Source organism: Dokdonella sp., from assembly GCF_044227025.1.
GTDB lineage: Bacteria > Pseudomonadota > Gammaproteobacteria > Xanthomonadales > Rhodanobacteraceae > Dokdonella_A.
Genome location: NZ_JBGAFX010000004.1, coordinates 137,403 through 160,872, shown reverse-complemented (window position 1 = coordinate 160,872; position 23,470 = coordinate 137,403). Strand labels below are relative to the sequence as shown.

The window sequence follows — 23,470 nt, the reverse complement described above, 5'->3', positions numbered from 1 at the left end:
TCAACCCATCGCCGGCAGGGGCTCGGGCACTTGCCGTGGTTCCGGCTCCGGGATCGGCACCGGGATCGGCGTGATCAGGTGCGCGCGCGCATTCGCCGCGGTGTGCCAGAGATTCCAGGCCATCACGACCATGCCGCTGAGCACGAACATGCCGCCGAGCCAGCGCACCGCGTAGAACGGCTTGATCGCGATCAGGCTGTCGATGAAGGCGTAGGTGAGCGAGCCGTCCGCATTGGTCGCGCGCCACATCAGGCCTTCGGTCACGCCAGCGGCCCACATCGCGATGATGTAGAGCAGCAAGCCGATCGTGTGCAGCCAGAAGTGCAGCTCCATCGCCGGCACGGAATGCATCTGCGGACGGTCGAGCGCGCGCGGCGCCATTGCATAGAGCGAGCCGATCGTGATCATCGCGACCCAGCCGATCGAGCCGGAATGCACATGTGCGACGGTCCAGTCGGTGTAGTGCGAGAGCGAGTTGACGGTCTTGATCGCCATCATCGAGCCCTCGAACGTCGAGGCGGCGTAGAACACCAGCGCGAGCACCATGAACTTGGCAGCCGGGTCGGTCTTCAGCCTGTGCCACGAGCCGTTGAACGTGAGCAGGCCGTTTGCGGCCGAACCCCAGCTCGGCATCAGCAGGATCAGCGAGAACGCCATGCCGACCGACTGCACCCAGTCCGGCAGCGCGGTGTATATGAGGTGGTGCGAGCCGGCCCACATGTAGACCGAGATCAGCGCCCAGAAATTGACGATCGAGAAGCGATAGCTCCACAGCGGCTGCTGCGCCTGGCGCGGCACGAAGTAGTACATCATGCCGAGGAAGCCGGCGGTCAGGAAGAACGCGACGGCGTTGTGGCCGTACCACCACTGCACCATCGCATCGACGACGCCGGAGTAGACCGGATACGACTTCCACATCGATACCGGCAGCGCGATGTTGTTGACGATGTGCAGCAGGCCGACCGCGATGATGAAGGCGCCGTAGTACCAGTTCGCGACGTAGATGTGGCGGATGCGCCGGCGCGCGAGCGTAGCGAAGAATACCACCCCGAACGAGACCCAGACGACCGCGATCAGGATGTCGATGAACCATTCCGGCTCGGCGTACTCCTTGCTCTGGGTGATGCCGAGCGGCATCGTCACCATCGCCAGCACGCAGATCAGCTGCCAGCCCCAGAACGTGAAATTGGCGAGCTTGCCGAGCGCGAGGCGCGTGTGGCCGGTGCGTTGCACGACGTAGTAGCAGGTCCCCATCAGCGCCGAGCCGCCGAACGCGAAGATCACGCCGAAGGTATGGTCGGGCCGCAGCCGGCTGAAGGTCAGGAACGGAACGTCGAAGTTCCAGAATGGCCACGCGAGTTCGGCCGCGATCCAAACGCCGACCGACATTCCGACGATGCCCCAGACGGCGGCGGCGAGCAGGAACAGCCGCACGACCTGATCGTTGTAGGTTTCAGTCCGGGGCATGTGCGCTCAGCCTCCCAAAAAGGTGATTGTCGACGACAATCTGGATCTGCGGACTGACATGCGTCAAGACGCCGCGCCGCATTCGTGCGGCAATCGGTCGCAGCCGTTTCAGCGCGGGGCGAGCGCGCGTCTCAGCGCTGCGACGAATTCCGGGTCGGCGGCGCCGAGCTGGTCGCTGCGCGCGACGATGCGGCCGTCCGCATCGAGCAGCACGAGCGCGCTCGAATGACTGAATTCCTTGTTCTCGATCTGCTTGTACTGGATGCCGAGCACGGCCGCGAGACGGCGCACGCCGGGCTTTTCCGTGCGCGCGAGGCGCCAGCGCGAGGTGTCCAGGTGGCGCTTGTCGGCGACGCGCTTGAGCGCGTCGGGCGTGTCGTTGTCGGGGTCGAGGCTGACCAGCCACACGTCGAGCGCGGCTTTCTGCTCCGGCGCGAGTTCGCGTTCGGTCTTCAGCAACGTGTCGATGATGAGCGGGCAGACGTACTTGCAGGAGGTGTAGAACATGCTGACGATGCGCACGCGGCCGCGTCCGTCGGCATAGGCGAACGCCTTGCCATCCTGGTCGACCAGCGGCAATGCGAGGTGGTAGGTCGAATCGCGGGGCAACTCGCCGGCCTGCGCGCGCGTCAGCAATGATCCGCCAACGAGCAGCACGGCGAACAGGACCATGCCGATCCGGCGCAGCAGGCGCGATCGCGGTACCCGTTGCGTGTCGCAATGGGCGATGGCATGGCCGCAGCACAGGCAGGGCAGGGCGTCGCGTTCAGTGGCCGTCGCGGATTCATGCAGCGTGTTCATGGTGTCACCGTGGCATCGGAAGGTCTCGCACAGCGGAAGCCGAGGTTTGCGGTCGTGTCGACGGCCTGCAGCGACGACAGCAGCGCGATGCGCATCAGCAACGCGTAGTTGTCGCGGTCGCGCAGGCTGAGCGCGGCCGAGCCACAGAATTTCAAGCGGTCCGGATCGTTCTGATCGCGGCTGTCCGAGGTGACCATCATGGCCGCGTAGTCGTCGACCCATTCCCACACCAGGCCATGCAGGTCGCGCGCACCGTACAGGTTTGGCGTGCCGCCGACTGCCGCCAGCGGTGCATTCGACGGCCTCGCGTACCAGTCGAGCAGTTGTTTGCGCCAGGCCGGATCGCTGCGCGCATCGGGGACGAGCGTGCTTGCCGCTGCCGCGCGTTCCCATTCGATCCACTGTGGCAGGCGTGCCTGTTCGGACTCGCAATACGCCTGCGCGGCGAACCAGCTCACTTGCGTTACCGGCTGCGCCGGCAACGCCTTGTCGCCGAGCGTGTCGGCCGCCGACCAGTGCAGCAGGTAGCGCGCATCGGCGAATACCGACGGCACGCGATCGCGCCGCCACTCCGGATGCGCGGTCACGAACGCAAGGAATTCAGCGTTCGTGACCGGCTCCGTGCGCAGGGCGAACGCCGGCACTTGTACCGGCTTCGCCTTTGCGTCGGTTTCGATGACGCTCAGGAACGGGCCCGCCGGGATCGACACATAGGCCGGGCGCTGCGCCGGCTGCGCGGATGCGCTGCCGGCGAGCACGAGCAGGGCGAATGCGAACCGGCGCATGCGCATCGGCGGATGCCTCAGTGCGCCGCCGGCGCCGCGGCCGGAGCGGCGGCACGCGCCTTCGCGGCATCTTCCTTGCTGACCTGGCCGCCCGGATTGCCCCAGCTGTTGAGCACGTAGGTCGCGATGTTGGCGACTTCATCGTCGGTGAGCTGGGTCATCGGCGGCATCACCGAGTTGTACTCGGTGCCATTCACCGTCACCTTGCCGGTGAGGCCGTGCAGCATGATCTCGACGATGCGCTTCGGTTCCGCGGCGATGAAGCTCGACTTCGCCAGCGGCGGGAACACGTTGGCCAGGCCCTGGCCATTCGCCTGGTGGCAGACCGAACAGGTACCGGTGAACAGGACCTGGCCGGCGGCGATCTGCTCCTCCTTGGTCAGTGTCCCGGCGGCGTGCGCCTTGGCCGCCGTACTTACCGCGGTCAGGTTCGGCTCCGAGCGGTCGCCGAGATAGACCGAGTCGACTTCCTTGCCCGAGTAGATCGACTTGTTCTCCGGACCGTCGACCTTGAGGATCGCCAGTGCGCCCTTGTTGAATGCGCGGAAGATCGAGTGGTCGACCATCACGTAGCTGCCCGGCACTTCGGTGTGGAATTCGACAATTGCGGCACCGCCGGCCGGGATCAGCGTGGTCTGCACGTTTTCCTGCGGATGGGTACCGCCTTCCGGCTGCACGCGGTCGAAGATCTCGCCGATCACATGGAAGCTCGACACGAGGTTCGGCCCGCCGTTGCCGACGAACAGGCGCACGCTCTCGTTGGTCTTCGCGGTGAGCGCCTTGTCGCCGGTGAGCGCGCCTTCGTGGCCATTGAACAGCACGTAGGTCGGCGACTCGTCGATCGCCTTCTCCATGTCGAACGGCTGGTGGCCCTTCTCGCGATACTTGCCGGTGGTGTAGAAGTCGCCCTGCATCACGTAGTACTCGTGATCGACCTTCGACAGACCCTCGGGTGGCTCGATCAGGATCAGGCCGTACATGCCGTTCGCAACATGCATGCCGACAGGCGCGGTCGCGCAGTGGTAGACGTAGATGCCCTGATTGAGCGCCTTGAACGTGAACTGCGACTCATGGCCGGGTGCCGTGAAGCTCGAAGCAGCACCGCCGCCCGGACCCGTCACGCCATGCAGGTCGATGTTGTGCGGCATCTTGCTGTCGGGGGAATTCTTCAAGTGGAATTCCACCGTGTCGCCCTGGCGCACGCGGATGAAGCTGCCGGGCACGGTGCCACCGAAGGTCCAGAACGTGTAGTTGACACCTTCGGAGATCGGCATCTCCTTCTCGACCACTTCCAGTTCGACGATCACCTTCGCCGGATAGTTGCGGTTCACCGCCGGCGGAACCTGCGGCGGGCTGGTCAGCACGGCGTGGATCGGCTCTCCCTGCGGCGGGCCGAAATCGCCCTTGGCGGAGCCGCCGGTGGTAAGCGTTGCAGGAGCGTTCGCGGCGACCGCTTCATTGGTACCGGTCGAGCGACCGGTACAACCGGCCAGCGCAACGGCGCTGATGGCGACGGCGAGCAGCAAGCGTTTCATCGGAGACCCCTCGTTCGGATGACGGAAATTCGGCGCAACAAGCTTCTCCCGCCCGGATCTTGCGCACCTTGATCCGGATCAAGCCTGGGCGCGCTTCAAGCGTACTGCACCTGCGGCCGAACGTCGCAGTCCGCGAGCGCTTCGGTACGGGCTTGGCCACGGGATCGTCGCTTGACTGGCACTTCGCGCTCGCCCCCGGCCGGCTACGTCGTTCGCTCCGCCCGCAATCCGGGGATGATAGGACTAGCGAAACAATGCAAATGCGAGCAGCAAGGCGGCGTCGATCGCAAGCACGCCGATGGCGAGCGGCCGGGCGAACGCCGCGCCACCCGCGGCGAACGCGGCGACGCATTTGACGAACGAGTTGGCGACGAATGCCAGCGTGACGCCGAGGGCCGCCTGCGACAGCGGCAGGGTCGCCGTCGCGGCGAGCTGGCCGAGCGACACCGCCGCGGCATGCACGTCCGCAAGGGCTGCAGCGATTGCGGCGAGCAGTGCGCCGCGATCGCCGACCCATGCGTGCAGTGCCGCCGACAGCAGCAGAGCGGCGGCGATGATCGCGGCGAACAGCAATGCGTGGCGCAGGTCGAACGGCCTCGACGAGGCGGCGGCCGGCGCCTCGTGTTCGGCTCCGCGTGCGCGCACGACGTACACCGCGGCGAGCGCGGCGGCCACCAGGCCGGCGGCGACCAGCGCAGGCACGAGCGCGGCGAGCAGCGGCGGCGACAGCGCCGCGAGGATCACGCCGATCTGCAGCACCGTCGGGATATTCGACAACAGCGCCGCCGCAACCGCCGAGCCGCGCGCCTGCGGCATCGCCGCCGCGCGCTGACCCATGCTCGCGATCGTCGCAGTGCTCGACACGAAGCCGCCGAGGAAGCCGGCGAGCAACAGGCCGCGGCGTGCGCCGAGCGCGCGCAGCGCGACGTAACCGGCGGCATTGATCGCCATCACGAGCACGACCAGCAGCCACAGCTTGCGCGGATTGAGCACGCCGAACGGGTCGATCGCGCGGTCGGGCAACAGCGGCAAGACGATCAGGGCCGAGGCGGCGAGCAACAGCAGGTCGTCGAGTTCGACCTCGCTCAGCGATTGCAACGTGAAGCGATGCAGCCAGGGCTTGCTGGCGAGCACGATCGCGGTGAGCACGTACAGGCCAGCGGCAAGCTGCGCCTGGTTCGCCGCTAGCGCGCCGAGCAGGTAGACGAGGACAAACGCGACTTCGCTGGTCAATCCGGGATCGCGCGAGCGCGAATGCCGGTAGGCGAGGGCTGCCAGCACGACGGTCGCGGCGCCGCCGAGTGCGAGCGCGACTTGGCCGAGCAGCGCGCACACCATCCCGGCGAGCGCGGCGAGCATGCAGGTGCGTGCGCCGATTGCGCCGCGATCCGGGCCGCTGCCCTTGCTGCGCTCGCGTTCGATGCCGACGATCAGGCCGCCGCCAAGCGCCGCGAGAAATCCGTACAGCAGCGTGGATTCCGGCATGGCCAATGTTCAGTGGATGAATCGGCCCAGTATGCCCCACGCATCGTGCGCGCGCGCGATCGTCACGATGAAGGCGAACACGAACAGCGCGGTGAAATAGCATCCGACCTGCACGCGGCGCGTGCGGCCGCGCTTGAGCGCGAACGTGCCGAGCACGATGTAGACGACGAGCAGCAGCACCTTGGCGGTGAGCCAGGCCTGCACGAACGGATACTGGTGCAGGATGGTCACCAGCATCAACGCCGCGGTAAGCAATGTCGTGTCGATCGCGTACGAGAGCCAGCGCAACGCGGCATGGTTGGTCCAGCGCGAGCGTGCGAGCATCAGCAGCCCGCGCAGCATGAACAGGCTGCCGGAGAGAATCACGGCGGCGATGTGGACGGCCTTGATTTGCGGATAAAATTCGATCATGGGTTCGAGGGCTTGCATTGTGGGACCCGCACTGTGCGCTCGATCCGCGCTGCGGCGCGACCGCTACATTCGAGCCACGCAGGGCGGTACGCGCATCGCGCATGCCGCCATCATGGCACGCGCGCAGCGTCAACCGGGCCTACCGTCCACGCGCGGCGTCACGAAGATCCACAGCGACCGCAGCACCCACGGCAGGAACGCGAGCAGCCAGCCGAACGCCGCGACCACCAGCCAGCGCGGCATGTCGGCGGAGAACTCCGCGTACAGGCGCACGATCACCACGACCTGCAGCAGGCAGAACGTCAGCCAGGGAATACGGCCCATCTCCAGCGGCCGGCCCGAATGGCCCTGCGTCACGCGCGTGACCATCGCGACCAGCATCGAGCCGAAGAAGCCGACGGTCAACGCATGCGCCGGTGCGCGCGCGAACAGGAAGCCGTGGTCGGCGAACGCGAGCAGACTCTGTGCCGCATACAACGCGAATGCGATCCACAACCAAGCGCCCGCAAGATGCAGCACCGCAAGCAGGCCGGGCCGCAGGCACTTCCACGGTTGCCAGCCGAGCCAGTGCGCGAGGAAGAACGCCGCCAGCGGCAGGTCGGCGAGCCAGAGCCAGTCCTGGTGATGGCTTACGTCGAGCACGAGATGCACGAGCAGCAATGCCCACAGCAGCGGCAGGCTCCACGCCGGCTTGAACATCCGGTAGCGCGCGCCGACGACGCTGCCGCTGAAGAACGGGATCATGCGGTGGCAGACCGTGAAGTACACCGGCAGCAGCAGTGCGAACGTGCCGAGGCGGATCGACACGTAGGCGAACTGCCACGGCGCGCCGAGCACGAACGCGCCGAACGCGGCAAGGCCGCAGGCGCCTAGCACGAGCGCGAGGTAGCACGACAGCGCATGCCGGTCCTTCGCGCCGTTGCGCAGGAGCACGCCGCCAAGCGCGACGAGTCCGGCGATCCAGCCGAGGAGCTGGAGGGCAATGCCGGCGGCGAGCAGCGCGCTCGAGCCGAGCAGGCCGATGTGCGCGAGCAGGTAGCCGCCGAACACGCCCGCGAACACCGGCACGTAGTGACGCCGCGTCAGCGCCGGTTGCGCCATCCAGCGCGGAAATACGGTCAGCAGGAATCCGAACATGAAGGGCGGCAACATGCCGTACTGCGTGAACACCGCATGCGCCCAGCCGGGTGGCACCGGTGCGACCGGGAACGCGTGTCCGAAATACCCTGCGCCGAGGAAACATGCCCACCACAGCATCGACACGATCACCGCACTGGCGCCGGCGAAGAACATCAGCCGATGCGGCGCGCTCGCGAGCAGGGCGGGCAGCGCCGCGAGTCCCTCGCGCAATCCCCGATCCCGTGCATCGTCATTCGCGGAGGCCGCCGCTTCGACGCGCAGCTGGATGTCGCGCAAGGTCGTGCCTGCTTTGTCGTTCATGCCGCGACTGTGAAGCATTCTCGTCTCGCGCGCCTTGATCCAGGTCAGCGCATCGTCGTTGCCGGCGCTGTGTGATGCGCCCATGACGATCACGACCATCGCGCGCGTTGCCGAACTCGACCTGCGCGACCTTGCCGCGCCGGAGCCGTTCCTGCGCGCGCTCGATGCAGCCGATGCCCTCGCGCCGGGCGACGTCGTGTGCGTGCTCACCCCGATGTTGCCGCACCCGCTGCTTGCCGCACTGGCCGAGCGCGGCCTCGGTTTCCGGGCCGAGAACCTTGCGGATGGCAGCGCGCGCGTGCGCATCGAGCGTCCACCGGCATGACCCGGCTCGCGCTCGACGCGGCGCCGGAGACCGCGGTGCCGCGTCGCTTCCTGGAAACGGCACCGATCTGGGGTGCGCTCGCCGGCGTGCTGTTGTTGGCGGCAGGGAGCGCCGCGCTGCGTACGCGCTGGCATCCGGCGACACTCGCCGCAACGCATGCGTTCACGCTCGGCGTGTTCGGCAACCTGCTGTTCGGCAGCCTGTTGCAGTTTCTTCCGGCGGTCGCCGGCGCGCGCGTGCGCGGTGGTCGCCGCGCGGCGCGGCTGCTGCATGCGCTGCTCAATCTCGGCACGCTCCTGCTGGTCATTGCACTGTACGGCTCGCTGCGCGCGCTGTTTGCGCCGGCGTCGGTGCTGCTGTTCGCCGCGTTCGGGTTGTTCGCGGGCATGACCGTGCCGGGACTGCTCGCGGCGCATGGCCAGCGCCTGCTGCGCGCCGGCCTTGGCCTTGGCATCGCCGCTGCGCTCGCCACAGCGGCGCTCGGTGCCGGCTTCGCGCTCACGCTGGCCGGATGGATCGGGTTGCCGTGGCCGATGCCTGCGCTGGTCGACGTGCATGCGCTGTTGGGCCTGCTCGGCTGGGTGCTGGTGATCCTGGTGGTGGTCGGGCGGATGGTGATGCCCATGTTCCAGGGTGCAGCGACGCTGCCGGCAGCGGCGGCGGCGGCGTGGCTCGCTGGCGTCGCAACGGCACTTCCGCTCGCGTCGATCACCCGTCTCGTGCGCGCGGATCGCGCGACGCCGTATCTCGTCGTGGTCGCCGCAACCGTCGCATTCGCATTCGGCGTACTCTGGCTGCAGGCGCGCTCGACGCACCGGCGCAACCCGCCGCTGCGGGCATTCTGGCGCGCCGGCACACTCGCACTCCTCGCCGCAACGATCGCATTGCCGGTCGGCGACGGCTTGCTTGCCGGGGTTCTTGCCATTGGCGTCGCGCTGCCGCTGCTGACCTGTGGCATGCAACTGGAGATCGTGGCGTTCCTCGGCTGGATCGACCTGCATCGCCGTTGCGGACGCGGCACCCGCCTGCCGTCCGTGCAGCGTCTGTTGCCGAACCGGGAACGCTGGCGTGTGTTGGCATGCTTCCTCGCCGTCGCGCTGCTGTTGCCGGCCGCGGTGCAGTGGCCGTCTTCGTGGCTGGCGGCGGCGGCCGCGCTTGCCCTGATCGGCTCGCGCGTGATGCTGTGGCGGACACTGCGCGGTGTCCGCCACCGCGCGACGCGCTTCCTGGCCGAGGAAGTGGCATGAAGCCGCCGCATCCGCCCGCGCTCGCCATCGGCGGCGTGCGTCGCGCGATCGATCTCGTCGACGACGGCATGATCGTCCTGTTTGCCGCGCGCGCGCGGCTGGTGCGCACGGTCGCGTGGCTGAAGCGACTCAGCGGACGCGACGCGTCCGATGCCGCACGCGAGACGCAAGTGCGTGCACGCGCGCAGGCGCTCGCCATGCGTCTCGCGGTTCCGGCGGCGACGGCGCAGGGTGTGCTCGATCTCGCGATCAGCGACGCGCGCTGCGCGCAGGGCCTCGCGCCTGACCTGGATCAAGGCGAACGGCCCACGCGGCCGACGATGATGCCTCCCATGGACTACGCTACCGTTTCGATCGCGCGCACCGCGCGCCTGTTGCGCATGCTGCCACCGCCGTCGCGCATCGCTCCGTTGCTGCGCCTGTTGCCGCGGCAGTGGTCGCGACGAGCGCTCGAAGTCGCGATGGCGCGTGTACTGGACGCACCGCTGCGCGAAGGCGCCTTCGATTTCATGCGTGGTCGTCGTCTTGGCATCGAGGTGTCCGACCTCGGGCTTGAGTGGGTGATCGAACTGTGCGAGGGTCGCCTGCGCACGACCGGCGAGCCGGCAGAAGCGAGCGTGCGCGGCAGCGCGACCGACCTGCTGCTGTTGGCAAGCCGGCTGGAGGACGCCGACACGCTGTTCTTCCAGCGTCGCCTGTCCGTTACCGGCGACACCGAGCTCGGCCTGACCGCGCGCAACCTGCTCGATCGGCTGCCGTGGGAAAGCGTACCGCTAGGCCTGCGCATCGCGCTCGATCGTGGCGCACGCCTCGCGCGTGCCGCACGCGAGGCGCATCGCGGCGGCCTGCGCATTCCTGTCGCCGCGGCGATCGCGGCTCGGGGTGAAGCCCCCCGGTGATGGGTGCGCACAGCCCGCTCGCCGTGCGTTGTCGTACGGATGCGGTGGCTTGACCTGCATCAAGGTGACGATGCGCGCGGGCCGGGAGACTTGCCCGGTTCCCCCTCACCGGCGCGCCTCGCAATGTCACGACAATCCTCGCTGGATCACGAGCAACTTCTTTCCTGCGCACGCGGCGACATGTTCGGTGCCGCCAACGCGCGTCTGCCGTCGCCACCGATGCTGATGTTCGACCGCGTCACCGGCATCTCCGAGCATGGTGGCGTGCACGGCAAGGGTTGCCTCGAAGCCGAGCTCGACATCCGTCCCGACCTGTGGTTCTTCGGTTGCCACTTCGACGGCGATCCGGTGATGCCCGGTTGCCTGGGTCTCGATGCGATGTGGCAGCTTGCCGGCTTCTTCCTGCCCTGGCTCGGTGAACCCGGTCGCGGTCGCGCGCTGGGCGTCGGCGAGGTCAAGTTCACCGGCCAGGTGCTGCGCGAATCGCGCCTAGTGCGGTATGTCATCGACGTCACGCGCGTGATCCGCGGACGCTTGCGCATGGTCGTCGCCGATGGCCGCACCTTCGTCGACGATCGCCTCATCTACGTCGCGAAGGACCTGCGCGTGGGCCTGTTCCAGTCGACGGAGGGATTCTGATGCGCCGGGTCGTCGTCACCGGCATGGGCATCGTGTCGTGCCTTGGTCGCGCCGCAACCGACGTTGCGCGCGCGCTGCGCGACGGCATCAGCGGCATCCGTGCGATGCCGGACTATGCCGCGCTCGGCCTGCGCAGCCAGGTCGCCGGCGCGCCGGTGATCGATCTCGACGCGGCGATCGAGCGCAAGCCACGCCGTTTCATGGGCGACGCGGCTGCCTATTCGTGGGTCGCGATGAGCGACGCCGTCGCCGATGCCGGTCTCGCGCTCGAGCGCATCCGCGATCCGCGCATCGGCGTCATTGCCGGCTCCGGCGGCGGCTCGGCCGAGTGGCAGATCGAAGCCGGCGACCTGCTGCGTGCGAAGGGCGTGCGCCGCGTCGGCCCGTACATGGTGCCGCGCACGATGTGCTCGACGGTATCGGCGACGCTGGCGACCGCATTCGGCATCCTTGGCGTCAGCTATTCGATCGCGGCCGCGTGCGCGACGTCGGCGCATTGCATCGGCGCCGCAGCGGACCTGATCCGCCACGGTGCCCAGGACATCGTGTTCGCGGGCGGCGGCGAGGAACTGCACTGGGGCATGACCGCGCAGTTCGATGCGATGGGCGCGCTGTCGAGCGCGTGGAACGCGACGCCGGAAGCGGCATCGCGCCCGTACGACAGCGGTCGCGACGGCTTCGTGATCGCCGGCGGTGGCGGAATGCTCGTGCTGGAGGAGTACGAGCACGCGCGCGCACGCGGTGCGCGCATCCATGCCGAACTGGTCGGCTACGGCGTGACCTCGGACGGCGCCGACATGGTGGCTCCATCCGGCGAGGGCGCGGTGCGCTGCATGCGCATGGCGCTCGCCGGCACGCGCGCGCCGGTCGACTACCTCAACACGCACGGTACCGCGACGCCGCTCGGCGATCTGGTCGAACTCGACGCGGTGCGCGACGTGTTCGGCGCCGAGGTGCCGCCGCTTTCGTCGACCAAGGCGTTGACCGGTCATGCGCTTGGCGCCGCCAGCGTGCACGAGGCCATCTACAGCCTCCTCATGCTCCGGGACGGATTCATGGCCGGCTCGGCCAACATCGATTCGATCGATGCGCGCGCGCAGGGGTTGCCGATCCTGCGTGAATCGCGCGAGGCGCCGCTGCGCACGGTGATGTCGAACAGCTTCGGCTTCGGCGGCACCAATGCGAGTCTGGTATTTTCCCGCGCGTGAATGGACGCCGCGGCGGCACCCGTTCCGACACCGGAGGCTGCGATGAACACGAACAACCGTCCCGAACGCTACAACGGCGCGACGATCGCGATGCACTGGCTGATGCTGCTGCTGCTGGCGGCGGTATACGCGTGCATCGAGCTGCGCGGATACTGGCCGCGTGGCAGCGACGTGCGCGAGGGACTCAAGACCTGGCATTTCATGCTCGGACTCGGCGTGTTCGTGCTGGTGTTCATGCGCCTCGCGCTGCGCTGGACCGCGCCCTCGCCAGCCCCGCATGGCGCTGCGTGGCAACGCCTGCTCGCGCAGCTGGGGCATGGCCTGCTGTACCTGTTCATGATCGCGATGCCGCTGCTCGGCTGGTTGGCGCTGAGCGCCGCGGGCAAGCCGATTCCGTTCTTCGGACTGGACCTGCCGGCGCTGACCGGACCGGACAAGGACTTCGCGCACTCGGTCGAGGAAATCCACGAGACGATCGGCACAATCGGCTACTACCTGATCGGCCTGCACGCCGCGGCGGCGCTGTTCCACCATTACGTCCTGCGTGACGACACCATGCTGCGCATGCTGCCGCGGCGTCGGGGCTGAAGAAGGTCCGCGCGGACTCCGCGCGCCGCGGGGCAAGGCGGTGCTGCGGAGCCGGATTCGTCGTCCCCGCGAAAGTCGGGCCCGGCGACTTCGTCAAGCGCGCCGCGTTGCGAGCCCGCGCAGCAGTGCGAGCCAGGCGACCATCGCGCACGCGATCGCCAACGCCGCTGCCGCGGTGGTCGCGTGCGGCACTGCCAGTCGCATCACCTCGCGCAGGAACGGCACGCCCACCACCAGCGCGAGGACCAGCATCATGCCGATGGCCATGCGCGGCAGCCATGGATTGGCGGGTGCGTCCCCCAGCCGGCGCCAACGAGTCCGGCCGCGATTGGCGAGAATCAGCAACATCACGCCTGCGACGAGTGCGATGAATACCGCCGTTCGACCCTGCGTTGCGTCGAAGCCCACGCCCGCCAACAGCCCGTGGCCGAGCAGCAGCATCATCGCGATGCCCAGTCCCTGCACCACGGACTCGACAAGGACGGGGCCAGCGAACGGCGTGGCGCTCGTCGTGCGCGGCGGTCGGCGCATGATGTCCTCCGCTTCGGGTTCGGCCTCGAACACGATCGAACAGGCGGGATCGATCAGCAGTTCCAGCAGGACGATGTGCACCGGCATCAGCAACGCGGGCCAGTGCAACAGGGTCGGGACCAGCGTCAGGGCGATGATCGGCATGTGCACCGCGAACACGAAGCGCGTCGCGTTGCCGATGTTGTCGTAGATGCGCCGGCCCTGGCGGATCGCCGCGACGATGCTGGCAAAGCTGTCGTCGAGCAGCACCAGCGCGGCGGCTTCGCGCGCGACGTCGGTGCCGCGCTCGCCCATCGCGATGCCGACGTCGGCGGCTTTCAGCGCAGGCGCGTCATTGACGCCGTCGCCGGTCATCGCGACCACCTCGCCGGCGGCGCGCAGAACCTGCACCAGGCGCAGCTTCTGCGCCGGTTGCAGGCGCGCGCACAGGTCGGCGTGGCGCAGGCGTTCGCGCAGCTGCGCGTCGTCGAGCGCGTCGATGTCGGCGCCGGTGACGACTTCGGCGCGCTCACTCAGGCCGACCATGCGCGCGATCGCGCGCGCGGTGGCCGGGTGGTCGCCGGTCATCATGATGACGCGAATGCCGGCGGCGCGGCATTCGGCGATCGCCGCCGGCACCTCCGGCCGCGGCGGATCGACGAAGCCGATCAGGCCGAGGAAGCTGAAGTCGAAATCGTGCTGGCTGCGCGGCGGCTGCGTGCCCTGCCAATCGCCGCGCGCGACGCCGAGCACGCGCAGGCCGCGTTCTGCCATGCGCTCCACCTGCGCGAGGATGCGCGCGTGCTCCTGCGCCGGCAGGTGGCACAGGTCGATCACCGCTTCCGGCGCGCCCTTGGTCGCCAGCACGTAGCGGCGTTGCGTGTCGCCGCGATAGGCCAGGGTCATCGCGAGGATGTCCGGCGACAGCGCATACTCGAATTCCGGCGACCACTGCGCGTGCACGTGCTCGGTGCCTTCGAGCCAGCGCACGCCGAACGACTGGATCGCCTTTTCCATCGGATCGAACGGATCGGCTGGCGTCGCCAGCATCGCGAACTCGACCAGTGCGTGGAATGGTTCGGCGAGTTCCGTCGCGCCTTCGTCGCGGAATTCGCCGTCGGCGATCGCGAGCTCCGCCACCTGCATGCGGTTGCGGGTCAGCGTGCCGGTCTTGTCGACCGCCAGCACCGAGATCGCGCCGAGCGCCTCGACCGCCGGCACGCGCCGCGTCAGCACCTTGCGTTGCGAGATGCGCCAGGCGCCAAGGGCGAGGAACACGGTCAGGATCACCGGGATTTCCTCCGGCATGATCGCCATCGTCAGCGCGATGCCGGCGAGCAGGCTTTCGAGCAGGGTGCGTCCGTCCCACAACCAGTTCAGCAGGCAATACGTGGCCGCCAGCAGCAGGCCGCCGATGCTGAGATTGCGGATCAGGCGGCGCGAAGCGCGCTGCAGCCCGGACGGCACTTCGACCGTCGATGCGAGAGCCTGGCCGATGCGGCCGACCGCGGTGTCGGCGCCGATGGCGTCGACCTCGGCCATGCCGACGCCCTTGGTGACGACGGTGCTCGCGCACAGTCGCGCCGATGGCGTGCCGGGCAATCGCGTCACCGCGACGGACTCGCCGGTCAACAGCGACTCGTCGACGTCGACGCAGCCATCCAGCAGCATCCCGTCGGCCGCGATGCGGTCGCCCTCGTGCAGCACCAGCAGGTCGCCGACCACGACCTCGCGACCGGGAATGCGCATCTCGCGACCGTCGCGGATGACCAGCGCCCGCGGCGCCGACAGGTCGCGCAGTGATTCGAGCGCGCGCTGGGTGCGGCGTTCCTGCACCAGCGTGATGCCGATGACGACGAACACGAACGAGAGCAGGAACATCGCCTCGGCGCGATCGCCGAGTGCGAGGTAAAGCGCGCCGGCACCGAGCAACATCAGGAACATCGGCTCGAACAGCACGCTGGCGGCGATCGCCAGCAGCGAGCGCGGTGACGAGCCGGGCAGCGCGTTCGCGCCGTGCGCGGCGAGCCGGCGGGCCGCCTCTGCGCTGTCCAGGCCACGTGCCGCGGCCGCAAGTCGAGTAGTGGCGGACATCCGGTTTCCTCGTGCTGGATATTGCGCCGGCGCCTCAGTCGTCGCGCCGCATGCCCGCCTCGCCGTGCCAGTAGCCGTTGCGGGCGCCGATCGGCGGCGGCGGTTGCAGCGCGTGGCGCGCATGGTCGTAGTGTGCGATGACCTCGGCCATGCCGTCGATGTGTGGATACAGGCGCAGCACCTCGACGCCGAGTTCGCGCAGGGCCGGCAGTTCGGGGCCGAGGTCGGTGATCTCCTCGCCCTGTACCTGGATGCCATTGAGCCGCAGGAACGGTGCGCCTTCGCGTGTCACGAGCGGCAGGCCGTCGGGATGGTCGATGCAGCGGAACCCGCACTGGTCCTTCGGCAGGTCGAACGCGCGTGCGGTGAAGCAGCGCGCCGAGTAGGCCAGCGGCAGGCGGCCGAACGCGATCAACTCCATCTCCGGCAGCGTATCGCCGTCGGCGTGCGCGGCATCGAGCAGTGCGCGCAGCAACGCGTGCCCGTGTTCGACGCCGGGCACCCAGCGCCGCAGCCCGTCCTGGACCAGCAGCGCAAGCGCGCGATGGTTGTAGATGTTGAGCGAAGGGCCGGCGACGAACGGCATGCCGCGCTCGCGGCAAAGTTGCACGGCGGCGAGGTCGTTCGCCTCGATCATGCAATCGCCGTCGTCGACGAGACGCTTGAGCACGCCAAGTTCCGATTCAGCCTCGATCAGCGCAAGCGACGACAGCACGATCTCCTTGCCGCTGCCGGCCAGTTCGTGCGCGAGCGCGATCCAGTCTCGCGTGGCGAGTTCGCGCCGCTTGCTGCATACGGTTTCGCCGAGGTAGACGATGTCGACCGGCCCATCCGCCGCGGCGCGGTAGAACGCCAGCGTGCGCTCGCGCGGCCAGAAGTATTGCAGCGGTCCAAGACTGAGCTTCATGCGCGTCAATGCCAGTGGCGGTGGTAGGGGCCGAGCGTGGTCTGGTGGCCTTCGGCGTGGCGGGCGAGCTCGCGCTGCCAGTCGTCGCGCGCGCGCCATGCCTGCGGCAGGGATGCGTGGCGGTCAAGCGCCTCGCGCCAGGTGCGCGCGACCGACGCGACGTAGGCGACGCCGCGCTGGCGGCCCTCGATCTTGAGTGCGGCGACGCCTGCGCTGGCGAGGCGCGGCAGCAGCTCCAGCGTGTTGAGGCTGGTGGGTTCCTCCAGCGCATGGAACACCTCGCCGCCGACTTCGAAACGACCCTTGCACACGGTCGGATATCCGGCCGGTTCGGCCGGTTCGAAGCGGTCGATCAGCACCTCGTTCAGGCGCACGCTGCGGCTGCCGTCGGCATGTTCGTCCCAGCGCACGAAACTTGCGGGCGAGCAAACACCATGGCGGTTCGGCGAGGCGCCAGTGACGTAGCTCGACAACTGGCAGCGGCCCTCGACCATGATGCACAGGCTGCCGAACGCGAATACTTCGAGCGGAACCGGGCTCGTTTCACACAGGCGCTCGACCTGCTGGATCGACAGAACGCGCGGCAGCACCGCACGCGCGATGCCGAAACGCTCGTGCAGGTAGCGCAGCGCCGGCGCGCTGGTCGCCGAGCCCTGCACCGACAGATGCCGCGGCAACGCCGGGTGCGTGCGTGCCGCATAGTCGAGCACGGCGAGCTCGGCGACGATGATCGCGTCGCAGCCGAGCGCGGCGGCGCGGTCGACCGTGGCGTACCAGTGCGCGAGGCGCGTGCTTTCGGGGTAGGTGTTGAGGGCGAGGTAAACCTTTCGGCCGCGTGCGTGCGCGTAGCAGATGCCCGCGCGCAGTTCGTCGTCGCTGAAGTTGAGTCCGGGGAATGCACGCGCGTTGGTCTGGTCGCGGAAGCCCGCGTAGACCGCGTCGGCGCCGGCGTCGATCGCCGCCTGCAGGGCCGGCAGGTTGCCGGCGGGGCATACGAGTTGCATTTCCGGCTCGCGGCGGTGGATGTCCTGCGCATCGTGCGCAGTGGTGCCGAGGGCGTCATTGACCGCGATCAAGGCGCATCCGGCATCGATCGGTCGCGCGCTTGACGCGCGTCAAGAAGATCGCCGCGCGACGGTGTAGGCTCGATGCGGTGGATTCCCGTTTCATCGAGCGGAGGCGTCGCCATGTTCCAGCACATCCTGATCCCGACCGACGGCTCGAAGTTGTCGGAGAAGGTCGCGCGCAAGGGCATCCGCTTCGCGCGCGAGATCGGCGCGCGCGTGACCGCGTTCCACGCGATCGCAAGGTTCCAGGCGAGCGACGTGATGATGAGCCTGCTTGGCACCAGCCACGGCGACTATTCCAGGGCCGCGCGCGCCTATGCGCGCGAACGCCTGCGCTTCGTGCAGGAATCGGCGCGCGCGCTCGGCGTCGCGTGCGATACCTGTCACGCGACGAGCGATGACCCGGCCGGCGCGATCATCGCGGCCGCGCAGGCGAACGGTTGCGATCTCATCCTGATGGCCTCGCATGGGCGTCGCGGCGCAAGCGCGCTCCTGCTCGGCAGCGAGACGCAGAAGGTGCTCGTGCGCAGTACGCTGCCGGTGCTGGTGTATCGCTGAAGCGGCCGCCCGGACTGATCCGGGTCAAGGCGCCGATGCATCCGCGCGCGCAGGATGGGGCATCCAGACGGAGGCTTGCCATGCGACTGCTCCCCATCTTCCTTTCCATTCTTGGCGCGCCATGCGCCGTTCTCGCGGCGGACGTGCCGTCCACGCACGATCACGCCGCGCATGCCGTCGCGACGGCACCGGCTACGGCGTCGCAGGCGCGCTGGGCGCCGGATGCGCCGCTGAGCGACGGCATGCGGCGCGTGCAGGACGCGCTGGCCGAACTGCGCCATCACGAGATGGGACACATGTCGGCGGACCAGGCACGCGAGCAGGCGGGCGCGATCGAAGGCGCGGTTTCGTCGATCTTCGCCAACTGCAAGCTCGCGCCGGACGCGGATGCCGCCTTGCACGGCATCCTCGTGCCGTTGCTTGCGGGCGCGCAGCGCCTGCACGGCGATCCGGCCGACAAGGCCGCGATTCAGGCGATGCGCGATGCGGTCGCGGACTATCCGCGCCACTTCGACGATCCGCACTGGCAGGCGCAGCCGAAAGGCGGCGCCCACACGCGTTGAGCGCGCAGCGGGGTCAACGGCCATGACCGACTACATCCAGGCCTGGCAATGCATCGGTTGCGGCAAGATCGAGGCGCCGCAGGTCTGCATCGGCGTCTGCCGCGACCGCAAGGTGTCCTTCATCGGCAAGGACGAGCACGAGGCGGCCCTCGCCGAAATCGAGCGCCTGCGCGCGCAGCTGGCCGATGCCGCCGATCGGCTGCTGCGCTTCGAGCGAGCGGTGCCGCGTGCGGGCCAGTGGGAACATTCCTATCGCGCGCTGCAGGATCAGGTGCGCGAAGTGCGCGCGGCCTTGGCCGCACCCGACTGAGCCCTTGCGTGCTTCAGCGCGTCGCCCGCGCGGCGCCCGCATCCGCGCGCAGCATCGACCACAGCGCGTCGACGCGCCGTTCGACTGCCGCGTCCGGCACGATCGGCCGGCCCCATTCGCGCGTCGTTTCGCCCGGCCACTTGTTCGTCGCATCGAGGCCGAGTTTCGATCCTAGGCCGGCGACGGGACTTGCGAAGTCGAGGTAGTCGATCGGCGTGTTCTCGACCAGCATCGCATCGCGCGCGGGATCGACGCGGGTGGCGATCGCCCAGATCACCTGTGACCAGTCGCGCGCGTCGATGTCGGCGTCGACCACGATCACGAACTTGGTGTAGGTGAACTGGCGCAGGTACGACCACACGCCCATCATCATGCGCCGCGCATGACCGGCGTACTGCTTGCGGATCGCGACCACCGCGATGCGGTAGGAACAGGCTTCCGGCGGCAGGTGGAAATCGACGATTTCCGGGAACACCTTCTGCAGGATCGGCACGAACACGTCGTTGAGCGCCAGCGCGAGCACCGACGGTTCGTCGTGCGGCGCGCGTCCCATGTAGCTGCCGTGGTAGATCGCATCGCGGCGCAGGCGCATGCGCTCGATCGTGAATACCGGAAACCGGTCCTGCGTGTTGTAGTACCCGGTGTGGTCGCCGAATGGCCCTTCCAGCGCGCGGTCGCCGGGATGAACGAACCCTTCGAGCACGATCTCGGCGCCCGCCGGCGCGTCGAGGCCGGTGAGCTCGCTGTGCCAGACGCGCGTGCGCCGGCCGCGCAACAGGCCGGCGAACTCGTATTCGGACAAGCTGTCGGGCACCGGTGCGGCCGCAGCGAGCAAGGTGGCAGGATCGACACCCAGCGCGACCAGCAGCGGAAACGGCTGCTCCGGATGCATGGCGCACCAGTCGGCATGGTCGAGCGCACCGCCGCGATGCGGCAGCCAGCGCATGATCAGGCGATTCGGCCCGATCACCTGCTGGCGATAGATCGCAACGTTCTGGCGGCGCTGGCGCGTGCCGCGCGTGACGACGAGGCCGAGCGTGACGAGCTTGCCTGCGTCGCCCGGCCAGCAGTGCTGGACCGGCAGGCGCGCAAGATCGATGTCGTCGCGTTCGAGCGTCTCATCGAGGAAGGCTGCTTCATGCACGGTCTGCGGCGCGACGTGCGCGAGCTGCGCGAGCTCCGGCCACTGCGCGAGCGCGTCGCGCAGGCTCGACGGCCAGCGTGGCTCCTTCACCGCGGCGAGCAGTCGACCGAGCTCGCGCAGCGAGGCGAGCGGACGACCGCCGAGCGCGCGTTCGATGCGCCGGCGGTGGCCGAACAGGTTGCCGAGCAGTGCGTGTCGTGAGCCGTGCGGCCGTTCCATCAGCAAGGCGGGGCCGTCCTCGCGCAGCGCGCGCAGGCACAGTGCGGTCGATTCGAGGTGCGGGTCGACCGGGACGCCGACTCGCACCAGATCGCGCTCGCGCTCGAGACTCGCGAGGAAGCTGCGCAGATCGTGGAAGCTCATGCGTCGTGCCAGTGCCCGGTGTCGACGCAACGACGCAGCGCGGCCATCCAGTGCGACGGATCGAGATCGCGCGCGCCGAGCCAGTCCGGATCGAACAGCGTTTCCGCGTAGCGCTCGCCGCGATCGCACAGCAGGCTGACGATGCTGCCGCGTTCGTCGCGCTCGCGCATGTCGCAGGCGAGTTGCAGGCAGGCGACGAGGTTGGTGCCTGACGAGCCACCGTAGCGCCGTCCAAGCAGTTCCTCGAGCAGTCCGGTCGCGGCGATCGAGGCTTCGTCGTCGATCTCCGCGACCGCATCGGCGATCTCGAACAGGAAGCCGGGCTCGACCCGCGGCCGGCCGATGCCTTCGATCACGGTCGGCGCGCTCGCGCGCGCCTCGGCATCGCGTGTACGCCAGCCGCGCGCATAGGCGCTGCCGCTCGGTTCGGCGATGCACAACCGGGTCGGCAGCCGCCGGTAGCGCAGGTAGCGTCCGATCGTCGCCGAGGTGCCACCGGTGCCCGCGCCGCAGACGATCCAGGCCGGTCGCGAATGCGGCTCGCGTGCGAGCTGGCCGAGGATCGATTCGGCGATGTTGTTGTTGCCGCGCCAGTCGGTCGCGCGCTCGGCGAGGCCGAACTGGTCCAGATGGCAGGCGCCGCGCGCGGCATGTTCGCGCGCGCGATCGTGCACGCTGGCCGGATCATCGACGAGATCGCAACGTGCCCCGAGCGCCTCGACCGCTCGGATCTTCGCCGGCGCGGTGCAGGCGGGCATCACGGCGGTGAACTCCAGTCCGAGCAGGCGCGCGAACCAGGCCTCGGCGATCGCGGTGCTGCCGGAGGAGGCATCGACCACGCGCTGACCCTCGTGCAGGCGGCCGTTGCACAACGCGTACAGGTAGAGCGAGCGCGCCAGGCGGTGCTTGAGGCTGCCGGTCGGATGCGCGGCTTCGTCCTTGAAGTAGAAGTCGATGCCGGGAAAGCCGGGCAGGTCGATCTTGAGCAGATGCGTATCGGCCGAGCGCGCGGCTTCGCGCTCGAGCGCGTCGATCGCCGCGTGTACCCAGGCGCGCGCGTCGGTGCCGCGCGTCACGCCGCACGCTCGCCGTTCATCAGCGCCGCCGTGCAGCGGGTCAGGAAATCGAAATACAGGTCGACGTAGCTGATGCCGTTCTCGCCATCGATCAGGTACGGATTCATCAGCGTGTGGCGCAGGATCAGCAGCGGCTCGCTGGATTCGGCGTCGAGGCCGAGCGAGCGGAAGATGCGCGCGGCTTCGAGATTGCCGAGCAGGTCCGGCCGCAGCGTGGTAGTGGATCCGAAGAACTCCTTGACCTGCAACGGCTGGCGCGGATCGGCGCGCAGCATCACGCACAGGCGCTGCATGAACGCGTTCGCGCCGGCCAGCGAGGTGTTGCCGCGAGGATTCAGCGCGAGGCAGACGAGATTGCTGTCCGGCTCGAACGGGATGCGCGCATGCAGGTGCGGCGCGACCTCGTCGGCGAAGCGCAGCGCGCGGTCATGGAATGCCTCGGCAGCCCGCACGGTCGCGCGCGGCAGGCGCCCGAAGTGGCGATGGTCGAGCGGCAGAACCTTGTGCGCGACGTAGACACCGGCGGCGGCAGCACCCGATTTCGAGCCCTCGACGACGAAGCGGCCGAGGTTGCGTGCATGCGTCGCGTAGTCGGTCGCCGCGTCACCATGGAACACGTAGTCGGCGCGTTCGGCAAGCAGATCCATCGCGCGATGGTCGCGGCACACGAACGCACCGCTGCCGAACGGCAGGTAGCCGAGCTTGTGCGGATCGACGGTGATCGAATCAGTGTCGCCGAGCGCGCCGAATGCGGCATGCAGGGCGGGCGAGGGAAAGTAGGTGAATTCGTCGGCGACTTCCGCGCGCGAGCGCAACGAACCGTCCTCGTTGCGGAACAGGGTGGCGAGGTAGCCGCCCCAGGCGGCGTCGACGTGCACGGCGAAGTCGAGCCCGCGCGCGCGGCTTCGTGCACGCGCGGCGAGCACGCCGTCGACCGGATCGATCGTGCCGTACTCGGTGCTGCCGAGCACGGCGACCGCCATCAGTACCGGTTGGCGCTCGCGCGCGCATCGGTCGAGCTGCTCCTCCAGTGCGTCGAGATCGAGGCGCATGCCGCGCGTCGGCAGCAGGTCAAGTTGCGCACTGCCGAGGCCGAGCAGCTTCACGCCCTTGCTCCACGAGTAGTGCGCCGTGATCGGCGCGAGTACGCGCGGCACGCGCAGCGCGGGATGTTTCGCGAAGAACCCGGCAAGGCCAAGCCGCTCGATGCGCGCGGCGTCGACGCGTTCGCGCCAGCGCGTGCTCTCGGCCATCGGCTGCGCGGCAAGCCAGCGCTGCCACGCCTGCAACAGCGCGATGACCGCGTCGCCGGGAAGATTGAACGCGTGCCAGTCGTCTTCGGGCACGTCGAGGTCCGGCACGCGCGCCGCGCGCAGCGCGAGAGGAAACGCCTTCATCGCCAGCGCGAGGCGCAGCGCCTGGTAGTTCGCCGTGGTGCCGCCCGAGGCGAGGTGGCCAAACGCGCAGTCCGGCCGCGTCGTGTCGTGCACGTAGCCGAGCATGCGCGCGAGCTGCAGGCCGACCTGGACTTCCATGTCGATCGTGACCGGAGCGGAATCCTCGCTGACATTGTTCGGGTTGTAGGGCAGAGCGAGCATGTGCGCGGCGAGGCCCGGCAGCAGCAGGTCCGACGCCATGTGGCCGATGTAGCGCGGACTGTGGAACGGTACCGAGCGCTTCAGCGCCGCGGAAAGCTGGTGCAGCTCGCGGCGCGTGCGCGCCTCGAACGCGAGGTAGTCCGGATGCCGGGCCGACTCGGTGCCGATCGCCGGCGGGTCCTCCGGATGGAAGTTGCGACGCCAGTAGACATGGTCGCGCAGGAACTCGACCAGCAGCTTTTCGAGCAGCGTGTCGTTCTCGCCGTACGGTCCGAGGAAACACGCGTCCAGCGCGTAGTCATGTGCGGGTGTGGCGCGATTGCGCACGGATATCATGATCGTCGCTCGCAGGAATTGCCGCGAGCATGCGCGGCCGCCGCGCGCGGCGCGTTGACCGGCGTCAAGCGTGCCGCAGGGGGAAAAAGCACGGCGGCAGCGCGGGCGTGCCGC

The 23,470-nt window shown here is 68.9% G+C and carries 22 protein-coding genes; 9 read left to right on the top strand and 13 right to left on the bottom strand.

Annotated features, from left to right (window positions below; translation table 11 throughout):
* The 7 genes from ccoN to ACILRJ_RS11055 all read right to left on the bottom strand — a co-directional run bounded on the left by ccoN (position 1) and on the right by ACILRJ_RS11055 (position 8,008).
* A complete protein-coding gene (gene ccoN / locus ACILRJ_RS11085) occupies positions 1 to 1,467 on the bottom strand; it encodes a cytochrome-c oxidase, cbb3-type subunit I (protein WP_395683250.1) in 1,467 nt (488 codons plus the stop codon).
* Between the two features lie 108 nt (positions 1,468 to 1,575).
* Positions 1,576 to 2,268 carry an SCO family protein gene (locus tag ACILRJ_RS11080; RefSeq protein WP_395683249.1) on the bottom strand — a complete coding sequence of 231 codons (693 nt, stop codon included), beginning with the start codon at positions 2,266 to 2,268 and terminating at the stop codon, positions 1,576 to 1,578.
* Positions 2,265 to 3,053, bottom strand: a complete 789-nt coding sequence (locus ACILRJ_RS11075; protein WP_395683248.1) for a formylglycine-generating enzyme family protein — start codon at positions 3,051 to 3,053, stop codon at positions 2,265 to 2,267. The genes ACILRJ_RS11080 and ACILRJ_RS11075 overlap by 4 nt, the downstream gene beginning before the upstream one ends.
* A 17-nt stretch (positions 3,054 to 3,070) precedes the next feature.
* Positions 3,071 to 4,588: a copper-containing nitrite reductase gene (gene nirK, locus ACILRJ_RS11070; RefSeq protein ID WP_395683247.1), complete on the bottom strand. Its 1,518-nt coding sequence runs from the start codon at positions 4,586 to 4,588 to the stop codon at positions 3,071 to 3,073.
* A gap of 243 nt (positions 4,589 to 4,831) precedes the next feature.
* Positions 4,832 to 6,073 carry an MgtC/SapB family protein gene (locus tag ACILRJ_RS11065; RefSeq protein ID WP_395683246.1) on the bottom strand — a complete coding sequence of 414 codons (1,242 nt, stop codon included), beginning with the start codon at positions 6,071 to 6,073 and terminating at the stop codon, positions 4,832 to 4,834.
* Positions 6,074 to 6,082: 9 nt separating this feature from the next.
* Positions 6,083 to 6,484, bottom strand: coding sequence for a SirB2 family protein (locus ACILRJ_RS11060; protein WP_395683245.1), 402 nt, complete (start codon positions 6,482 to 6,484; stop codon positions 6,083 to 6,085).
* A gap of 129 nt (positions 6,485 to 6,613) precedes the next feature.
* Positions 6,614 to 8,008 carry an NnrS family protein gene (locus tag ACILRJ_RS11055; protein ID WP_395683244.1) on the bottom strand — a complete coding sequence of 465 codons (1,395 nt, stop codon included), beginning with the start codon at positions 8,006 to 8,008 and terminating at the stop codon, positions 6,614 to 6,616.
* Between ACILRJ_RS11055 and ACILRJ_RS11050 the strand changes: the two genes are divergently transcribed.
* From ACILRJ_RS11050 to ACILRJ_RS11025, 6 genes are all read left to right on the top strand, one after another.
* Positions 8,007 to 8,249, top strand: coding sequence for a DUF2249 domain-containing protein (locus tag ACILRJ_RS11050; RefSeq protein ID WP_395683243.1), 243 nt, complete (start codon positions 8,007 to 8,009; stop codon positions 8,247 to 8,249). The genes ACILRJ_RS11055 and ACILRJ_RS11050 overlap by 2 nt on opposite strands.
* Positions 8,246 to 9,496 carry a hypothetical protein gene (locus ACILRJ_RS11045; RefSeq protein WP_395683242.1) on the top strand — a complete coding sequence of 417 codons (1,251 nt, stop codon included), beginning with the start codon at positions 8,246 to 8,248 and terminating at the stop codon, positions 9,494 to 9,496. The genes ACILRJ_RS11050 and ACILRJ_RS11045 overlap by 4 nt, the downstream gene beginning before the upstream one ends.
* On the top strand, positions 9,493 to 10,395 hold the full coding sequence (locus ACILRJ_RS11040) for an SCP2 sterol-binding domain-containing protein (RefSeq protein ID WP_395683241.1): 903 nt from the start codon (positions 9,493 to 9,495) through the stop codon (positions 10,393 to 10,395). The genes ACILRJ_RS11045 and ACILRJ_RS11040 overlap by 4 nt, the downstream gene beginning before the upstream one ends.
* 123 nt (positions 10,396 to 10,518) lie before the next feature.
* Positions 10,519 to 11,034, top strand: a complete 516-nt coding sequence (gene fabA, locus ACILRJ_RS11035; protein WP_395683240.1) for a 3-hydroxyacyl-[acyl-carrier-protein] dehydratase FabA — start codon at positions 10,519 to 10,521, stop codon at positions 11,032 to 11,034.
* The gene (locus ACILRJ_RS11030) at positions 11,034 to 12,242 is read left to right on the top strand and encodes a beta-ketoacyl synthase N-terminal-like domain-containing protein (RefSeq protein WP_395683239.1); all 1,209 of its coding nucleotides are present in this window, start codon (positions 11,034 to 11,036) and stop codon (positions 12,240 to 12,242) included. Before fabA ends, ACILRJ_RS11030 begins: the two co-directional genes overlap by 1 nt.
* Positions 12,243 to 12,284: 42 nt before the next feature.
* Positions 12,285 to 12,830, top strand: coding sequence for a cytochrome b (locus ACILRJ_RS11025; RefSeq protein WP_395683238.1), 546 nt, complete (start codon positions 12,285 to 12,287; stop codon positions 12,828 to 12,830).
* A gap of 93 nt (positions 12,831 to 12,923) precedes the next feature.
* Here the strand turns inward: ACILRJ_RS11025 and ACILRJ_RS11020 are convergent, their stop codons facing one another.
* From ACILRJ_RS11020 to ACILRJ_RS11010, 3 genes are read right to left on the bottom strand one after another with little or no spacing between them, the layout of a single operon-like run.
* Positions 12,924 to 15,434: a cation-translocating P-type ATPase gene (locus tag ACILRJ_RS11020; RefSeq protein WP_395683237.1), complete on the bottom strand. Its 2,511-nt coding sequence runs from the start codon at positions 15,432 to 15,434 to the stop codon at positions 12,924 to 12,926.
* A 34-nt stretch (positions 15,435 to 15,468) separates the two neighbouring features.
* Positions 15,469 to 16,341 (bottom strand): U32 family peptidase, encoded by an 873-nt coding sequence (locus tag ACILRJ_RS11015; protein WP_395683236.1) that lies wholly within the window; start codon positions 16,339 to 16,341, stop codon positions 15,469 to 15,471.
* Positions 16,342 to 16,346: 5 nt separating this feature from the next.
* Positions 16,347 to 17,417 (bottom strand): peptidase U32 family protein, encoded by a 1,071-nt coding sequence (locus ACILRJ_RS11010; RefSeq protein ID WP_395683235.1) that lies wholly within the window; start codon positions 17,415 to 17,417, stop codon positions 16,347 to 16,349.
* A gap of 111 nt (positions 17,418 to 17,528) precedes the next feature.
* On the opposite strand from ACILRJ_RS11010, the gene ACILRJ_RS11005 reads away from it, so the two are divergent.
* From ACILRJ_RS11005 to ACILRJ_RS10995, 3 genes are all read left to right on the top strand, one after another.
* A complete protein-coding gene (locus ACILRJ_RS11005; RefSeq protein WP_395683234.1) occupies positions 17,529 to 17,966 on the top strand; it encodes a universal stress protein in 438 nt (145 codons plus the stop codon).
* Between the two features lie 80 nt (positions 17,967 to 18,046).
* Positions 18,047 to 18,529 (top strand): DnrO protein, encoded by a 483-nt coding sequence (locus ACILRJ_RS11000; protein WP_395683233.1) that lies wholly within the window; start codon positions 18,047 to 18,049, stop codon positions 18,527 to 18,529.
* Between the two features lie 22 nt (positions 18,530 to 18,551).
* Positions 18,552 to 18,839, top strand: a complete 288-nt coding sequence (locus tag ACILRJ_RS10995) for a hypothetical protein (protein ID WP_395683232.1) — start codon at positions 18,552 to 18,554, stop codon at positions 18,837 to 18,839.
* A gap of 13 nt (positions 18,840 to 18,852) precedes the next feature.
* Here the strand turns inward: ACILRJ_RS10995 and ACILRJ_RS10990 are convergent, their stop codons facing one another.
* Genes ACILRJ_RS10990 through ACILRJ_RS10980 form a run of 3 tightly spaced genes read right to left on the bottom strand, consistent with a single transcriptional unit; the run spans position 18,853 to position 23,347 of the window.
* Complete coding sequence (locus ACILRJ_RS10990; protein ID WP_395683231.1) at positions 18,853 to 20,346, bottom strand: UbiD family decarboxylase; 1,494 nt, start codon at positions 20,344 to 20,346, stop codon at positions 18,853 to 18,855.
* Entirely contained in the window at positions 20,343 to 21,422 is a 1,080-nt protein-coding gene (locus tag ACILRJ_RS10985) for a PLP-dependent cysteine synthase family protein (RefSeq protein WP_395683230.1), read from the bottom strand. The genes ACILRJ_RS10990 and ACILRJ_RS10985 overlap by 4 nt, the downstream gene beginning before the upstream one ends.
* Complete coding sequence (locus ACILRJ_RS10980) at positions 21,419 to 23,347, bottom strand: pyridoxal phosphate-dependent decarboxylase family protein (protein ID WP_395683229.1); 1,929 nt, start codon at positions 23,345 to 23,347, stop codon at positions 21,419 to 21,421. Before ACILRJ_RS10980 ends, ACILRJ_RS10985 begins: the two co-directional genes overlap by 4 nt.
* Between the last annotated feature and the right edge of the window lie 123 nt (positions 23,348 to 23,470).

Excerpts from the sequence above, each read along its gene's own strand:
- ccoN (WP_395683250.1), bottom strand. The coding sequence starts at position 1,467 with ATGCCCCGGACTGAAACCTACAACGATCAGGTCGTGCGGCTGTTCCTG.
- ACILRJ_RS11080 (WP_395683249.1), bottom strand. The coding sequence starts at position 2,268 with ATGAACACGCTGCATGAATCCGCGACGGCCACTGAACGCGACGCCCTG.
- ACILRJ_RS11075 (WP_395683248.1), bottom strand. The coding sequence starts at position 3,053 with ATGCGCCGGTTCGCATTCGCCCTGCTCGTGCTCGCCGGCAGCGCATCC.
- nirK (WP_395683247.1), bottom strand. The coding sequence starts at position 4,588 with ATGAAACGCTTGCTGCTCGCCGTCGCCATCAGCGCCGTTGCGCTGGCC.
- ACILRJ_RS11065 (WP_395683246.1), bottom strand. The coding sequence starts at position 6,073 with ATGCCGGAATCCACGCTGCTGTACGGATTTCTCGCGGCGCTTGGCGGC.
- ACILRJ_RS11060 (WP_395683245.1), bottom strand. The coding sequence starts at position 6,484 with ATGATCGAATTTTATCCGCAAATCAAGGCCGTCCACATCGCCGCCGTG.
- ACILRJ_RS11050 (WP_395683243.1), top strand. The coding sequence starts at position 8,007 with ATGACGATCACGACCATCGCGCGCGTTGCCGAACTCGACCTGCGCGAC.
- ACILRJ_RS11055 (WP_395683244.1), bottom strand. The coding sequence starts at position 8,008 with ATGGGCGCATCACACAGCGCCGGCAACGACGATGCGCTGACCTGGATC.
- ACILRJ_RS11045 (WP_395683242.1), top strand. The coding sequence starts at position 8,246 with ATGACCCGGCTCGCGCTCGACGCGGCGCCGGAGACCGCGGTGCCGCGT.
- ACILRJ_RS11040 (WP_395683241.1), top strand. The coding sequence starts at position 9,493 with ATGAAGCCGCCGCATCCGCCCGCGCTCGCCATCGGCGGCGTGCGTCGC.
- fabA (WP_395683240.1), top strand. The coding sequence starts at position 10,519 with ATGTCACGACAATCCTCGCTGGATCACGAGCAACTTCTTTCCTGCGCA.
- ACILRJ_RS11030 (WP_395683239.1), top strand. The coding sequence starts at position 11,034 with ATGCGCCGGGTCGTCGTCACCGGCATGGGCATCGTGTCGTGCCTTGGT.
- ACILRJ_RS11025 (WP_395683238.1), top strand. The coding sequence starts at position 12,285 with ATGAACACGAACAACCGTCCCGAACGCTACAACGGCGCGACGATCGCG.
- ACILRJ_RS11020 (WP_395683237.1), bottom strand. The coding sequence starts at position 15,434 with ATGTCCGCCACTACTCGACTTGCGGCCGCGGCACGTGGCCTGGACAGC.
- ACILRJ_RS11015 (WP_395683236.1), bottom strand. The coding sequence starts at position 16,341 with ATGAAGCTCAGTCTTGGACCGCTGCAATACTTCTGGCCGCGCGAGCGC.
- ACILRJ_RS11005 (WP_395683234.1), top strand. The coding sequence starts at position 17,529 with ATGTTCCAGCACATCCTGATCCCGACCGACGGCTCGAAGTTGTCGGAG.
- ACILRJ_RS11000 (WP_395683233.1), top strand. The coding sequence starts at position 18,047 with ATGCGACTGCTCCCCATCTTCCTTTCCATTCTTGGCGCGCCATGCGCC.
- ACILRJ_RS10995 (WP_395683232.1), top strand. The coding sequence starts at position 18,552 with ATGACCGACTACATCCAGGCCTGGCAATGCATCGGTTGCGGCAAGATC.
- ACILRJ_RS10990 (WP_395683231.1), bottom strand. The coding sequence starts at position 20,346 with ATGAGCTTCCACGATCTGCGCAGCTTCCTCGCGAGTCTCGAGCGCGAG.